Genomic DNA, 14,281 nt, shown 5'->3' on the forward strand with positions numbered 1-14,281 from the left:
GGTAGCGCAACAGCCCTGCCCTGGTGGTCGTGCTTCTGTGAGAGGAAACCGACCCTATCCAGGCAGGGCTGTTGCGCTGTCACCCCAGACCACCAACACCAGCCAACCCACACCAACAGTTCTGAATAACGCTCGTACGTTCGGTATGCGCGAGTCGTACACCTGGGACGCGCGAGTCGTACGTTCGAGACGCGCGAGTCGTACGTTCGGGACCGGCGAGTTCACGATTCGCGCACCCGCACGCCCCACCGGATGTCGGTGGGGCGTGCTTGGATTGATATCGGGGGCTGCTCAATTCGCCCGAGCGGTGAACTCACCCGTTCCGAACGCTGAACTCGCGCGTCCTGGGCGTACGACTCGCGCGTTCCGAACGTACGACTCGCGCGTCCTGGACGTACGACACGGTGGTCTTGGACGTACGACTCGCGGGGTTTGGACGCATGACACGCGCGGGTTGGACGCATGACACGCGAGGGCTGGGTGCGTGATTCGCGGTGTCTGGGTGGAGGACACGCGGTGTTGGGGTGGAGGACACGCGCGTGGGTGGGTCAGGGGGTTGGGCCGGTGGCGGCTGGGCGGGTGGGGTCGCTCGACCACTGGGACCAAGAGCCCGGGTAGAGGGACGCCGGGGTGGTCGGTGAGGTGATGCCGGCCGCTTCCAGGGCCAGGACCACCGAGCTGGCCGTCACGCCCGAGCCGCAGTAGGCGGCCACCGGGCGGTCCGGGGTGACGCCGAGGGCGGCGAAGCGCTCGGCCAGGGCCGCGGCGGGCAGCCAGCGGCCGTTCTCGGTGTGGCCGGCGGTGGGCGCGTTCAGGGCGCCGGGGATGTGGCCGGCGCGCGGGTCGACCGGTTCGGTCTCGCCGCGGTAGCGCTCGGGGGCCCGCGCGTCGAGCAGGGCGCCGGGGAAGGCGGCTGCCTCGTCGGCGGTGATGGTCGGCATCGAGCCGGGGCGGACGGTGAGGTCGCCGGGTTCCGGGGTGGGCACGTCGGTGGTCACCGGGCGGCCCTCGGCGGTCCAGGCGGCGTAGCCCCCGTCGAGCACTGCCACTTCCGGGTGACCTGCCCAGCGCAGCAGCCACCACGCGCGGGCGGCGATCGACCCGTCGGCGGCGTCGTAGGCCACTACCGGGTGAGATTCGCGGACGCCCGCGGCCCGCAGGACGGCCTGCAGCGCGGTGGGGTCGGGCAGCGGGTGTCGACCGCCGTCACCGGGCGGCGCGGCGAGTTCCGCGTCGAGGTCGACGTAGACGGCGCCGGGCAGGTGCCCGACCTCGTAGTCTTGGTGTCCCGGAGGTCCGCCCAGCCGCCAGCGGACGTCGAGCACGACCGGGGGTTGCGCGCCGTCCAGGGCGGAGGCCAGGGCGTCGGTGCTGATCAGTGGATGCACGGCACCATCCTGCACCCGCAGCCGGCCGACTAGCATTGACGCCATACGTAAGGGGAGCGGGTGTGAACGACCTCATCGACACCACGGAGATGTACCTCCGCACTATTTACGAGCTCGAAGAAGAGGGCGTGGTGCCTCTGCGCGCCCGCATCGCCGAGAGGCTGAACCAGAGCGGCCCCACGGTGAGCCAGACGGTCGGCCGCATGGAGCGCGACGGCCTGGTGGTCGTCGCCGACGACCGCCACCTGGAGCTGACCGAGCAGGGCCGCAACCTAGCCATCGCGGTCATGCGCAAGCACCGGCTCGCCGAGCGGCTGCTGGTCGACATCATCGGCCTGGAGTGGGAGCACGTCCACAGCGAGGCGTGCCGCTGGGAGCACGTGATGAGCGAGGCGGTCGAGCGCAAGCTCGTGAAGCTCCTCGGCAACCCCACCACCTCGCCGTACGGCAACCCCATCCCCGGTTTGGACAAGCTGGGCGACGGCGAGCCCGCGCCGCCCGCCGAGGCGGACCTGCTGCGCCTGGACGAGATCGCGCGGCGCGGCGGCGGTCGCGTCGAGGTGCGCCGGATCGCCGAGCACGTGCAGCTCGACCCGGACCTGATGGCGGACCTGAAGGCGGTGGGCGTGGTGCCCGGCGGCACGGTGGAGATCGACCCGCTGTCCGGCGCCAAGGTCGTCCAGGTGCGCGGCAACGGCACCACGGCCGAGCTGGACCCGGCGGTCGCGCACGCCGTGCTGGTGCAGGCGCGGTGAGGCCGGCGCGGCGCGCGACCACCGCGTTCACCCGGCTGCACGGCGCCGCGCCCGCCGGGGTGTGGTCCGCGCCCGGTCGGGTGAACCTGATCGGGGAGCACACCGACTACAACGACGGTTTCGTGCTGCCGTTCGCGCTGCCGCACCGGACCGCGGTCGCCGCCTCGCCCCGGGACGACGGCCTGCTGCGCGTGGCGACGCTGGGTGACGACGGTGGGGTGCGGCACGCCGAGCCGGTCGCGGTCGCGGACCTGGAGCCCGGCGCGGTGGACGGCTGGGCCGCGTACCCGGCCGGGGTTGCGTGGGTGCTGCGCGACCAGGGCGTGACGGGCGGTGCGGACCTGGTGATCGCCGGTGACGTGCCGGCGGGCGCGGGCCTGTCCTCGTCGCACGCGCTGGAGTGCGCGGTGGCGCTGGCGCTGCTGGGCCTGGCCGGGCGCGCCGTGGACGACCTGTCGACGGTGGCGCGGTGGGTGCAGCGGGCGGAGAACGACTTCGTGGGCGCGCCGACCGGCCTGCTGGACCAGACCGCGTCGCTGTGCTGCACCGAGGCGCACGTGCTGTTCCTGGACGTGCGGTCCTTCGAGTCCGAGCAGGTGCCGTTCGACGCCGCCGCGCACGACCTGGAGGTGCTGGTCGTGGACACGCGGGCGAGCCACTCGCACACCGACGGCGGCTACGGGGCGCGCCGGGCCGGGTGCGAGGAGGCGGCCGGACTGCTGGGCGTGCCCGCGCTGCGGGACGTCGAGGAGGCCGGGCTGGGCGCCGCGCTGGACCGGCTGCCCGAGCGGCTGCGCCCGCTGGTGCGGCACGTGGTGACGGAGAACGCGCGCGTGCTCGCGGCCGTGGACCTGCTGCGCGCCGACAAGCTGGCCGAGCTGGGCCCGCTGCTGGACGCCTCGCACGCGTCGCTGCGCGACGACTACCGGGTGTCCGCGCCGGAGTTGGACGTGGCCGTGGACGCCGCGCGGGCGGCGGGCGCGCTGGGCGCCCGGATGGTCGGCGGCGGTTTCGGCGGGTCCGCGATCGCGCTGGTGCCGGTGGCCGAGCACGACCGGGTGGTGCGGCGGGTCGTGGACGCGTTCGCCGAGCGCGGCTGGCAGGCGCCGCGGACGTTCACGGCGGTGCCCTCGGCGGGCGCCGGCCGGGATGAACCAGAAAACTGACGAAAGCGGGGAACTGAAGGTGAAGCTGCTCGTCACGGGCGGTGCCGGCTACGTGGGCAGTGTCTGCGCGGCCAGGCTGGTGGAGTCCGGGCACGAGGTGGTCGTGCTGGACGACCTGTCGACCGGGCACGCGGACGCGGTTCCCGAGGGTGCCCGGCTGGTCGAAGCGGGCATCGACGAGGCGATCGGCGGGCTGCTCGCGGAGGGCTTCGACGGCGTGCTCCACTTCGCCGCCAAGTCCCTGGTCGGCGAGTCCATGCAGGACCCGGCCAAGTACTGGCACGGCAACGTGGTCACCTCCCTGCGGCTGCTGGACGCCATGCGCGAGCACGGCACCCCGCGGCTGGTGTTCTCCTCCACCGCGGCGACCTACGGCGAGCCGGATCGGGTGCCGATCCCGGAGACCGCGCCGACGCGGCCGACCAACACCTACGGCGCGACCAAGCTCGCCATCGACCACGCCATCACCGGCTACGCCACGTCGCACGGCATCGCCGCGGTGTCGCTGCGCTACTTCAACGTGGCGGGCGCCCACGGCCGCTACGGCGAGCGGCACGGCGTGGAGACCCACCTGATCCCGCTGGTGCTCCAGGTCGCGCTCGGCGAGCGCGAGCAGATCCAGGTCTACGGCGACGACTGGCCGACCGAGGACGGCACCTGCGTGCGCGACTACATCCACGTCTCCGACCTGGCCGACGCGCACCTGCTGGCCCTGGAGCACGCGACCGCGGGCGAGCACCGGATCTACAACCTGGGCAACGGTTTCGGCTTCTCCGTCAAGCAGGTCGTCGACGCCTGCCGCGAGGTCACCGGCCACCCGATCCCCACGGCCGTGGCGCCGCGCCGCGCCGGCGACCCGGCGTCGCTGGTGGCCGCCAGCGACAAGGCCCGCGCCGAGCTGGGGTGGAAGCCCGAGCGGGTCGACCTGGTCGGGATCGTGCGCGACGCGTGGGAGTTCACCCGGTCGCTGCGGGGGGCCTGATGGCGGGCGACATCACCGAGGCGGGGTTCCGGGACCTGACCTCGTTCACCGAGATGCCCCGGATCTCGTCGCTGGCGCTGTCGCCCGACGGCACCCGGTTGGTGACCGCGGTGGCGGGGCTGTCCCCGGACGGCAAGACGTGGCAGGCCGCGCTGTGGGAGGTCGACCCGGCGGGCGAGCGCCCGGCGCGGCGGCTGACGCGCGGCGCGAAGGCCGAGAGCGCGCCCGCGTTCACGCCGGACGGCGGGCTGCTGTTCGTCTCGGCGCGGCCCGACGCGGAGACCAAGCCCGGCAAGGACAAGCCGAAGGACCAGGCCGCGCTGTGGCTGCTGCCGCCGGCCGGCGAGGCGCGCGAGCTGTTCCGGCCCGCCGGCGGCGTGTCCGGCTTCGCGGTGGCGCGGGACGCGGGCACGGTGCTGCTCGTGTCGGGCGCCCACTCGACGGCGGAGTTCGGCGAGCGGGACGAGGAGGTGCGCAAGGCCCGCGAGGACGCCGGCGTGACCGCGATCCTGCACGAGTCGTACCCGGTCCGGTACTGGGACGCCGACCTGGGCCCGAGCTACCCCCGCGTGCTGGCCACCACCGGCCCGGTCGACGTGGATTCGCCGCGGCTGGGCGCGGCGGACCTGGTGGACCTGACGCCGGGCGCGACCGCGCGGCTGGACGACTCCCCCGCCATCAGCCCGGACGGGCGGTGGGTGGTGCGCACCGAGAGCGTCGGGGTGAGCCCGTCGTACGGGGCGCGGGTGCGGTTGCGGCTCGTCGCCGCGGACGGGTCCGACGACCGCGTGCTGGCCGACCGCGAGGGCCACTCGTTCCTCCAGCCGACGTTCCTGCCGGACTCGTCGGGCGTGGTCGCGGTGCGGGCGTTCGACTCGACGCCGGAGAGCCCGTGGCGCAACACCCTGGTGCGGATCTCGCTCGACGGCGAGGTCACGGACCTGGCGGCGGACTTCCCGGAGGAGCCCGAGCACCCGGTCGTCAGCCCGGACGGCTCGGCGGTGTACTTCACCAGCAGCCACCGCGGGCACCAGCCGGTGTGGAGGCTCGACCTGGCGTCGGGCGAGGTGGTGAAGCTGACCGCGACCGGCGCGTACACCGACGTCCGGGTCAGCCCGGACGGCGCGACCGTGTACGCGCTGCGCAGCGCGTGGGACCACCCGCCGCAGCCGGTGCGCCTGTCGGCGACCGGGGTCGACCAGGACGCGGTGCCGCTGCCCGCGCCCGGCGCGGTCGAGTCGCTGCCCGGCACGCTGACCGAGATCGACACGGTGGTCGAGGACGGGCGCACCGTGCGGGCGTGGCTCGTGCTGCCGACCGGCGCCTCGGCGGAGCGGCCGGCGCCGCTGCTGCTGTGGGTGCACGGCGGTCCGGTGATGAGCTGGAGCGGGTGGAGCTGGCGCTGGAACCCGTGGCTCATGGCCGCGCGGGGCTACGCGGTGCTGCTGCCCGACCCGGCGCTGTCCACCGGCTACGGGCACGACTTCGTGCGCGCCGGCTGGGCCTCGTGGGGCGACAAGCCGTACACCGACCTGATGGCCATCACCGACGTCGCGGAGCGGCGCGACGACATCGACGAGTCGCGCACGGCCGCCATGGGCGGGTCGTTCGGCGGGTACATGGCGAACTGGATCGCCACCCGCACCGACCGGTTCAAGGCGATCGTGACCCACGCGTCGCTGTGGCACCTGGACGCGTTCACCGGCACCACGGACGACTCGTACTACTGGATCCGCGAGATGGGCGACCCGCTGCTCGACCAGGAGCGGCTGGCGGCGAACTCACCGCACCTGCGCGTGGCCGACATCAAGACGCCCGTGCTCGTGATCCACGGCGACAAGGACTACCGGGTCCCGATCGGCGAGGGGCAGCGCCTGTACTTCGACCTCCTGCGCCACGGCGTGCCGGCGAAGTTCCTGTACTTCCCGAGCGAGAACCACTGGATCCTGACGCCGGGCAACGCGAAGGTCTGGTACGAGACGGTGTTCGCGTTCCTGGCCGAACACGTCCTCGGCGAGCCCTGGCGGCGGCCCGAACTGCTCTGATCACGCAGGGGCGCAGCAGGTCGAGCCGGGGCGCAGCAGGATGCGCCGGGCACGGCAGGACGCGTTGGGGCACGGTAGGACGCGCCGGGCACGCACGGCAGGACGCGCCGAGGTGCTGGAGCACGCCGAGGTGCTGAGGCACGCTGAGCCCGCTGGAGGTCCGCTCGGGGTCCGGGTCCTGTTCAGGGTCCGGACCTCGGCGGTTCCCGGGCACCCGTGCTCCTCGCCATCAGGTGCGCCCACCCGCCTGTTCGATCAAACGCCCTCCTTTCGCGGCCACGCCCAGGCGGACCGGGTTTAGGCAGACCGGATTCAGTCGGATCGGGCCCAGGCAGACCGGGCTGAGTCGGATCGGGCTCAGTCGGATCAAACCCAGTCGGACCGGGCGGCCTGTTCCGCCAGCAGGCGGAGTTGGTCCGGGGGCAGGCCCGTGTCCAGGGCTTCCCTCAGCAGCTCGGTGAGCCGGTGGCCCGGGTTGGCCTCCGCCGCCCGCTCCAGGGCCAGGGACGCCAGGCTGCCCATCCCCCGCAGGTACGCCGAGAACGCCAGCAGGGTCGCCGGTTCGGCTCGTTCCGGCACGGGTGACGCCCTGGTCAGCTCCGTCCACAGCACCTCGGCGTCGGCGGCGTGGTCGCCCGCGCAGTACCCGAGCGACGCGTCGCGCACCAGCGGGTCGGACAGGGCGTGCGCCAGGTCGGCCACCTCTTCGTCGGTCAGCGGGCGCTTGCGCGTGGTGGCCCTGAGCACCTCCGACCTGATCAGCTCCTGCCGTCGGGCCGGCGCCGGCTCCCCCGGTTCGGTCGCCCGGCGGTTGAGCAGGGCCGATCGGCGGGACAGCGCTTCCGGCGGGTCGGGCTCCAGCACCTCGGCCATCGCCTCGCGGCTGGGGTAGGTGACGTAGCCGCGGGCGGCGGTGGCGGCGGCCAGGGCCGTGCTCGCCGGGTCCGGGGTGGTGCCGGTGGTGCCCGCGTCGTGGTAGCCGAACCACAGCTCGCCCTTGGCGGTGGCTCGGACCCAGACGGCCAGCGCCAGGGGCATGCCGAGGACCAGGAGGGCGTCGTCCAGGTCGTCCACCAGCGCGTCGTGCGGCAGGTGCTCGGGTGGGTCGCCCGAGCCGCCGCCGACCACGACGGCCGCGGTGGTGGCGCCGCGGTGGCGGGACGCGGGTGTCAGCAGCCGTTCGAGCGCGCCGCCCGGCCGGTCGGGCGGCGGGAGGTCGGCGCGCAGGGCCATGGCCACGGTGCGGTGCTCGACCACGAGCACCACCACGGAGTCGGCCGGGTGGAAGCCCAGCAGGTGGGGCACGGCGGCGATCAGGTCGCCCGGGTCGTGGAGCCGGGGCGGGTGCAGGAGGTTCGTCATGGACCCGACTGTGGCGGAGGGCGGTGGCGGGCGCCAGGACGGCGAGCCGGGCTGTGGACAACGGGCCGGCCTGTGGACAACTCGGGGAAAGGCCGCTCCCGACGTGCTCGGGAGCGGCCCGTGAGCTGGAAGGGCTCAGCAGTTGGAAGGCTCAGCAGCGGGGAAGGCTCAGCAGTTGGGCGCCACTTGGCCGTCCGAACCCGTGTACACGTACGCGTCGGAGATGTACCCGGACCCGATGTTGTCCCACAGGTCGGTGGTGCCGTACTTGCCGGTGACGGTCTGGCCGCGCGTCTGGCAGCGGATCGTCACCGTCGCGCCGCTGGCCACCGAGCCGACCGACGCGTACTGGGTGCCGGGGCCGGAGCGGACGGTCACCGAGGCGCCGCTGTCGGTGCCGACCGTGCCCGTCGTGCCGCTGGTGCCGCAGGAGTTCCGGCTGGTGTAGCTGCGGGTGCCCCAGTAGTAGATCTGCGTCCCGTTGAACCTGATCTTCTGGTCGGCGCCGTTGAGCCGCTGTTCGTAGTGCAGGTGCGGCCCGGACGACCCGCCGGTGGTGCCGACGTTGCCGATCCGCTGCCCGATGCGCACCGACTGGCCCACCGAGACCGACTGCGCGGACAGGTGCGCGTACCGGGTGCGCCAGCCGCCGCCGTGGTCGATCTCGACCCAGCGCCCGTAGCTGGTGCTGCCCTCGTTCGCGACCCTGGTCACGGTGCCGCCGGCGGACGCGACGACGGGGTCGCCGTCGTCGTTCGCGCGGTTGAAGTCCACCGAGTTGGCCGGGCTGTGGTTGGTGCGCGTCTGCCCCTCCCACACCTGCCCGCACGGGAACGGAAGCTGGAAGTTCGGCGCCGCCGCGGCCTCGCCCTGCGTGAGGGCGAGGCCGACGAGCGGCGCCACCAGGGCCGTGACGAACGCGCGCCTGGCTCGGCTCATCTGCCACCTCCTTGTCGACGTCGACTGGGTGCGGGCATGGGATCACGCCCGACCGGCGGAGTGGAAGACTTACCAGGTTGTCAGTTCGTGAATTACTTGCTAACCAACCGAACGGCGCAACGCCTTCGTCCCGCCGACCACGGGCAGTTCCACCACCGTGTTCGTCAGGTCGATCGACAGCCCGGCGCCCGGTTTGGGCCGCAACGTGTAGTCGTAATCGCTGGAGATCAGCACGAACTCCACCGAGTGCCCGGCCCTGACCACGTAGTCGGTCGGCTCCAGCTCGACGTCCACCCGGTACCGCTCACCCGGCGTGATCGGCTTGGTGCGGTCGGGCGAGGTCCGGTTCTGCGGGTCGGTCCAGCCGCGCGTGACGACGCGCGACGTGCCGTCCGGCGCCCGGTCCACCAGCAGCGCCGTCACGTTGGCCGCCGGCTGGTCGAACGAGACCGCCAGCCGCACCCGCGCCGTGCCGGAGAGCCGCAGGTCGGACGACGCGGGCCCGGTCGCGTAGGACAGGCGGTTGCCCGAGCCGGGCAGGTCGATCAGGTGCTCCGCGAGCTTCGACGAGTCGTCGCGCAGGGACTCGACCACCGGCCGGCCCGGCACCGCGGACGTCCGCAGCCCGCCCTTGGCCGAACCGCCGGCCCACGGGTGCAGGCGCGCCTTGGCCGTGCCCGGCGCGGGCCACTCGGCCTCGTCCACCCACGTGCGGTCCTCGCGCTGGACGGTCGCCTTCGGCTCGGTCTCGACGCCGTTGTCCACGCCGTACAGGTAGTGGCTGAACCACCGGTTGACCGTGCGCCGCCACTCGGCCGAGCGCAGCGTGTCGGGGTCGGTGTGCGCGGCCTGGTGCAGCCAGATCTTGTGCTCCACGCCGTTCCGCTTGAGCGCCTCGTACCACTGCGCGACGTGCTTGAGCTTGACGTTCCAGTCGCTCAGCCCGTGCACGGCCAGCACCGCGGCCCGCACCTTGTGGGCGTCCTTGACGTAGTTCCGCTCGTCCCAGAACGCGTTGTAGTCGCCGGTCACGCGGTCCTGCCGGGCCGCCAGCTCGGCGATCACCGGCTTGCAGACCTCCTGGTCCGCGCGCGTGTAGACGTACTCGGCCAGCACGTCGGTGTCCTCGCCCTGGAACGTGCCGGGCGCCACGACCGCGCCGTCCGCCCGGTAGTAGTCGTACCAGCTGGAGATGGCCGCGATCGGCACGATCGCCTCCAGGCCCTCCACGCCGGTGGCGGCCACGGCGTTGAGCAGGGTGCCGTTGTAGGACACGCCCATCATGGCGACCTTGCCGGTGGACCAGTCGGCCTCGACCCGGGCGCCCGCCGCGTCGCGCGCGGTGGCGCGGCCGTTGAGCCAGTCGATCACGGACTTCGAACCGGTGGTCTCGTTCCGGCCGCCGGAGGTGGGGCAGCCGGTGGACTTGCCGGTGCCCAGCGACTCCGCGTAGACCACGGCGAAGCCGCGCGAGACGAAGTACGACTCGTAGCGGGCCGAGGTGATGGGACCGGCGTTGGGCCCGACGGCCGCCGCGATCCGCTCGTCGGCCTCGGCCCGGAGCACCGACCCGTCGCGCCGGTGGTGGCCGCCCCGCCCGTCGGGCACGTACAGCTCGACGTCGACGTCGTGGTTGGCCACGTCGTTGCCGCCGGAGAAGTACGGGCTGTTGAAGAACACCACGGGCACCTTCAGCCCGCGCTCGGTGGCGGCCTGCCGGACCACCTCGGTGTAGACCTCGTCGTCGCGGCCGTCGCGGTCGCTGTCGACCGGGGCCCGCACCCACACGCTCTCGCGCACGACGTCCTTGGCGTCGAAGACGGGTTGCGCCTCGCCGTTCTCGAACACCGGGCCCTCGGCGGCCGCGCCGGCCACCGCGGGCGTCAACCCCAGCGGCAGCGTGACCAGAGCCGCGAGCACGGCGGCCCTCCGTGCACCCTTCACGACCGAACCCCCATCATGTGTAGGACAGGTTTCGGGCAGACCCTTCCCCGGCGGCACACCCCTGTCAAGTCCACTGTAGACACTGGAAGACCCGACGATCGGCCCCTTGACCTGGGGCGGAGACCTGTGCAGGGCCGGGTGGGACGAGACCGAGGGGGCCGCCGACGCGCCGGCGGGCCGGCCTCCGGGCAGGATGGGCGGCATGAGGCTGGTCATCCTGGGCGGCGGCGGGTTCCGCGTGCCCCTCGTGCACCGGGCGCTCGACGACCGCGTCACCGAACTCGTCCTGCACGACGTGGACGCCCGCCGACTGGCGGCGATCCGCGACGTCCTGGTCGGCGGCCCGCGCGTCACCGCCACGACCGACCTGGACGAGGCCCTGCGCGGCGCCGACTTCGTGTTCTCCGCGATCCGGGTCGGCGGCCTGGCGGGCCGGGCGATCGACGAGGAGGTGGCCCACCGGCACGGCGTGCTGGGCCAGGAGACCGTCGGCGCGGGCGGCATCGCCTACGGCCTGCGCACCGCACCGGTGGCCGAGCGGATCGCGCGCCGCGTCGCCGAGCTGGCGCCCGGCGCGTGGGTCGTCAACTTCACCAACCCGGCCGGCCTGATCACCGAGGTGATGGCCCGCCACCTGGGCGAACGGGTCATCGGCATCTGCGACTCGCCGCTGGGCCTGTGCCGCCGGGCGGCCCGCGCGCTGCGCGTGGACGACGCGGTGTTCGACTACGCGGGCCTCAACCACCTGGGCTGGCTCCAGGGTGTGCGCGTGGACGGGCGAGACCTGCTGCCCGACCTGCTGGCCGACGACGCCGCCCTGACCTCGTTCGAGGAGGGCCGCCTGTTCGGCCCCGAGTGGCTGCGCGCGCTGGGCGTCATCCCCAACGAGTACCTCCACTACTACTACTCGACGCGGGAGGCGCTGGGCGCGGACCGGGCCGCGTTCCTGCTCGCCCAGCAGCAGCGCTTCTACGACGGCGAGGTGGACTGGGAGACGACCCGGCTGGAGCGCGAGGCCACCTACATGGCGCACGACCGCGAGGGCGAGCGCGACTCGCTGGAGGGCGGCGGGTACGAGCACGTCGCCATGGCCCTGATGCGCGCCATCTTCGACGACGAGCCGACCACGCTCATCCTCAACGTGCCCAACCGCGGCACGCTGTCCGCGCTGGACGACGAGGCCGTGGTGGAGGTGCCGTGCGCGGTGGACGGCACCGGCGCCCGACCGCTGCCGGTGAGCCCGCTGCCCGACCACGCGGCGGGCCTGGTCACCTCGGTCAAGGCGGTGGACCGGCTGGTCGCGGAGGGCACCCGGACCGCCGCGCTGAAGGCGTTCGCGCTGCACCCGCTGGTCGACTCGGTGTCCACCGCCCGGAGCCTGCTCGACACCTACGCGCGGCGGCACCCGGAGCTGGCTCACCTCAGGTGAGCCCGGCCCAGCGAGTCCGCGCGGCGCGTCGTCTCCGGCAGCCTGGTCACGCACAGCCGCAGCACCTCGGCGCACGCCCGGTCGAGGTCGACCCGGTGCCCCACCGACACGAACACCGGTTTCACGCCCTCGCGGGTGCGCAGCGCCCGCCCGACCACCTCGCCGCCGTCCACCAGGTCGCTGTGCGCGCCGCGCGCCGCGCCGGGCGGCGTGAACCGGCCCATCGGCGTCTTGGCCACGCCGACGCTGGGCAGGTCGGTCAGCACGCCGACGTGGCAGGCCAGCCCGAACCGCCGCGGGTGCGCCAGGCCCTGCCCGTCGCACACCAGCAGGTCCGGCGGCGCGGTCAGCTCCCCCAGAGCGGTCACCAGCGACGGCAGCTCGCGGAACGCGAACAGCCCCGGCACGTACGGGAAGTCGGCCTTGCCGGGCACCACGGCCTCGTCCACGGTCTCCAGCGTCTCCGCGTCGAGCACCACGACCGCCGCGACGAGCCGGTCGTCGTCGGCGTACGACACGTCCAGCCCCGCCACGCGCCGCACCACCAGGCCGGGGTCGGCGCGCGGCACCACCAGTGGGCGCAGCCGCTCCTGCTCGGCGACCGCCTCCTCCGGCGTCACCGGTGCTCCACCGCCGCCCGGTGCGCGGCGAGCAGGTCCTCGCCGAAGTCGCCCGACCTGCGCCGCCACACCGAGTGGGCGTGGTTGGCGTCGTTGGCCGTGTTGTCGTACTCGATCAGCAGCTCCGGCCCCTGGACGCGGTAGTAGTGGCCCTCGCCGCGCCTGGCCGAGCCCTCCCACGCGAAGTGCAGCCGGTCCGGGTCGAGGGCGTCGAACTCCTCGTCGGCGAGGTCGCCGGTCAGCCGGTCGAGGTAGTAGCGGACCAGCCCGACCAGCAGCTCGCGCGAGCCCCGGTCGAGCTGCCCGAGCGCCACGCCCGCGGGCTCCAGGTCGCCGACGCGGGGCGAGTTCCCGGTCCTCAGGTCGGGCGGCGGGGTGTCCGCGACCACGGCCAGCCCGCGCGCCGTGGGGCCCATGCGGTCCAGCAGCTCGCGGGCCAGCTCCTCCTCCAGCCGCAGCGGCTGGGACACCGTGCGGCCCCGGTAGGTGGTGCGGGCCGGGTTCGCGCCCAGGAAGAACGGGGTGGCCGAGACGCGCCCCTCGGCCACCACCACGCTCACCGACAGGTGGTGCCCCTCCACCCGCCACCCGTAGGGCTCGTCGCCCGGTTCGCCGAGCAGGACGGCCCAGTAGTCGCCCTGGTGGCGGTCGCGGTGGCCGCCCTCGCGGTCGTCGAGCACGTCCTCCAGCGCCATCACCGCGGTGACCTGCGCGTACGCGTGCGGGCTGAGCACGCGCGCCAGCAGCCGGTGCACGGCCTTGCGCTGACCGCGGTCCAGGTCGCCGTAGCGCACGCCCGGCCGCGTCCCGGGCGTGTAAGCCCAACTCCGGCGCAGGTCGTCGTCGGTGGCGGGCCGCACGGCCGCGGCCCGGTCCCCCTCGTCCAGCGTCCCCAGGAAGGCCCGGGTGGCCTCGGCGATCTCGTGCAGCACCACCCGAACCTATCCCCCGGTGACGCGGCGGGTCACCTGGCCGCCGCCGAGGGCCACGGACCCAGCTCGGGCTTCGGCCCGACGACCTCGCCCTCGGGCTCGCGGCCGGCCAGCCACGCGGTGAGGTCGGCGGGCGACCCGGCGAGCCGGAACTCCTCGCCCTCGCCGAGCACCCACTCGCGCCCGCCGCCGGACAGCACGAGCCGCACGCCGTCGGGCACGCGCGCGGCGAGGAAGCCGATGGTGTGGTCGCAGAACTCCGGCGACCACTCGACGTGCCCCAGGTCCAGGTCGCGGGCGTGGATCTCGACCTCCCGCCACACCGCGTGGGCGGTGTCGAGGAGCACGCCGTCGCGGTACCAGACGGGGGCGTCCCAGTCGCGCACGCCCGCCCACGCCCTGGTCAGCCGGTCGACGGACGCGGCGAGCGCGGCCCGGTGGGCGTCGGCCGACCGCGTCGCGCCCTCCTCGATGGCGGCGTCGCGGGCGGCCTGCCCGCCGGGGTAGACCTCGACCTTCTCGCCCTCGTGCTCGGCCTGCCGGGCCATGCCGGCCGTGACGCCCGCGAGGTGCGCCAGCACGTGACCGCGCGTCCACCCCGGCAGCGCCGACGGCTCCGCGACCTGCGCGTCGGTCAGGCCCTCGACGAGCACGGCCAGCCTGGCGTGGGCCGCCAGCGCGGTCTCCTGGATCGTCACGACTCCCCCTAATGGATTGTT

12 protein-coding genes are annotated in these 14,281 nt (G+C 74.0%); 5 read left to right on the top strand and 7 right to left on the bottom strand.

The features are described 5' to 3' along the window. Positions 1-548: 548 nt before the first annotated feature. Entirely contained in the window at positions 549-1,388 is an 840-nt protein-coding gene (locus tag ACFV4N_RS19570) for a sulfurtransferase (RefSeq protein ID WP_499673969.1), read from the bottom strand. Positions 1,389-1,450: 62 nt separating this feature from the next. Here ACFV4N_RS19570 and ACFV4N_RS19575 point away from each other — a divergent pair, with 62 nt between their 5' ends. The 4 genes from ACFV4N_RS19575 to ACFV4N_RS19590 are packed head-to-tail and all read left to right on the top strand — an operon-like array spanning position 1,451 to position 6,336. Continuing rightward, on the top strand, positions 1,451-2,143 hold the full coding sequence (locus ACFV4N_RS19575; protein ID WP_499673970.1) for an iron-dependent transcriptional repressor DtxR: 693 nt from the start codon (positions 1,451-1,453) through the stop codon (positions 2,141-2,143). Next, the gene (gene galK / locus ACFV4N_RS19580; protein WP_499673971.1) at positions 2,140-3,309 is read left to right on the top strand and encodes a galactokinase; all 1,170 of its coding nucleotides are present in this window, start codon (positions 2,140-2,142) and stop codon (positions 3,307-3,309) included. Before ACFV4N_RS19575 ends, galK begins: the two co-directional genes overlap by 4 nt. 19 nt (positions 3,310-3,328) lie before the next feature. Then, positions 3,329-4,291: a UDP-glucose 4-epimerase GalE gene (gene galE, locus ACFV4N_RS19585; protein ID WP_499673972.1), complete on the top strand. Its 963-nt coding sequence runs from the start codon at positions 3,329-3,331 to the stop codon at positions 4,289-4,291. After that, a complete protein-coding gene (locus tag ACFV4N_RS19590) occupies positions 4,291-6,336 on the top strand; it encodes a prolyl oligopeptidase family serine peptidase (RefSeq protein ID WP_499673973.1) in 2,046 nt (681 codons plus the stop codon). The genes galE and ACFV4N_RS19590 overlap by 1 nt, the downstream gene beginning before the upstream one ends. A gap of 366 nt (positions 6,337-6,702) precedes the next feature. Here ACFV4N_RS19590 and ACFV4N_RS19595 read toward each other — a convergent pair whose 3' ends face one another. The 3 genes from ACFV4N_RS19595 to ACFV4N_RS19605 form a co-directional block, all read right to left on the bottom strand. Then, positions 6,703-7,698, bottom strand: a complete 996-nt coding sequence (locus tag ACFV4N_RS19595) for a DUF4192 domain-containing protein (RefSeq protein WP_499673974.1) — start codon at positions 7,696-7,698, stop codon at positions 6,703-6,705. Between the two features lie 168 nt (positions 7,699-7,866). Then, complete coding sequence (locus ACFV4N_RS19600) at positions 7,867-8,637, bottom strand: M23 family metallopeptidase (protein WP_499673975.1); 771 nt, start codon at positions 8,635-8,637, stop codon at positions 7,867-7,869. A gap of 99 nt (positions 8,638-8,736) precedes the next feature. Continuing rightward, positions 8,737-10,581 (bottom strand): Xaa-Pro dipeptidyl-peptidase, encoded by a 1,845-nt coding sequence (locus tag ACFV4N_RS19605; protein ID WP_499673976.1) that lies wholly within the window; start codon positions 10,579-10,581, stop codon positions 8,737-8,739. A gap of 202 nt (positions 10,582-10,783) precedes the next feature. Between ACFV4N_RS19605 and ACFV4N_RS19610 the strand changes: the two genes are divergently transcribed. Continuing rightward, a complete protein-coding gene (locus ACFV4N_RS19610; RefSeq protein ID WP_499673977.1) occupies positions 10,784-12,010 on the top strand; it encodes a family 4 glycosyl hydrolase in 1,227 nt (408 codons plus the stop codon). Here ACFV4N_RS19610 and ACFV4N_RS19615 read toward each other — a convergent pair. The 3 genes from ACFV4N_RS19615 to ACFV4N_RS19625 are packed head-to-tail and all read right to left on the bottom strand — an operon-like array spanning position 11,998 to position 14,260. Next, positions 11,998-12,630 carry an endonuclease V gene (locus ACFV4N_RS19615; RefSeq protein ID WP_499673978.1) on the bottom strand — a complete coding sequence of 211 codons (633 nt, stop codon included), beginning with the start codon at positions 12,628-12,630 and terminating at the stop codon, positions 11,998-12,000. The two genes, ACFV4N_RS19610 and ACFV4N_RS19615, sit on opposite strands and share 13 nt — an antisense overlap. After that, complete coding sequence (locus ACFV4N_RS19620; RefSeq protein WP_499673979.1) at positions 12,627-13,562, bottom strand: DUF3500 domain-containing protein; 936 nt, start codon at positions 13,560-13,562, stop codon at positions 12,627-12,629. The genes ACFV4N_RS19615 and ACFV4N_RS19620 overlap by 4 nt, the downstream gene beginning before the upstream one ends. Positions 13,563-13,594: 32 nt before the next feature. Then, complete coding sequence (locus tag ACFV4N_RS19625; RefSeq protein ID WP_499673980.1) at positions 13,595-14,260, bottom strand: maleylpyruvate isomerase family mycothiol-dependent enzyme; 666 nt, start codon at positions 14,258-14,260, stop codon at positions 13,595-13,597. Positions 14,261-14,281 lie beyond the last annotated feature (21 nt).

The organism is Actinosynnema sp. NPDC059797 (assembly GCF_042732085.1).
Taxonomy (GTDB): domain Bacteria; phylum Actinomycetota; class Actinomycetes; order Mycobacteriales; family Pseudonocardiaceae; genus Actinosynnema.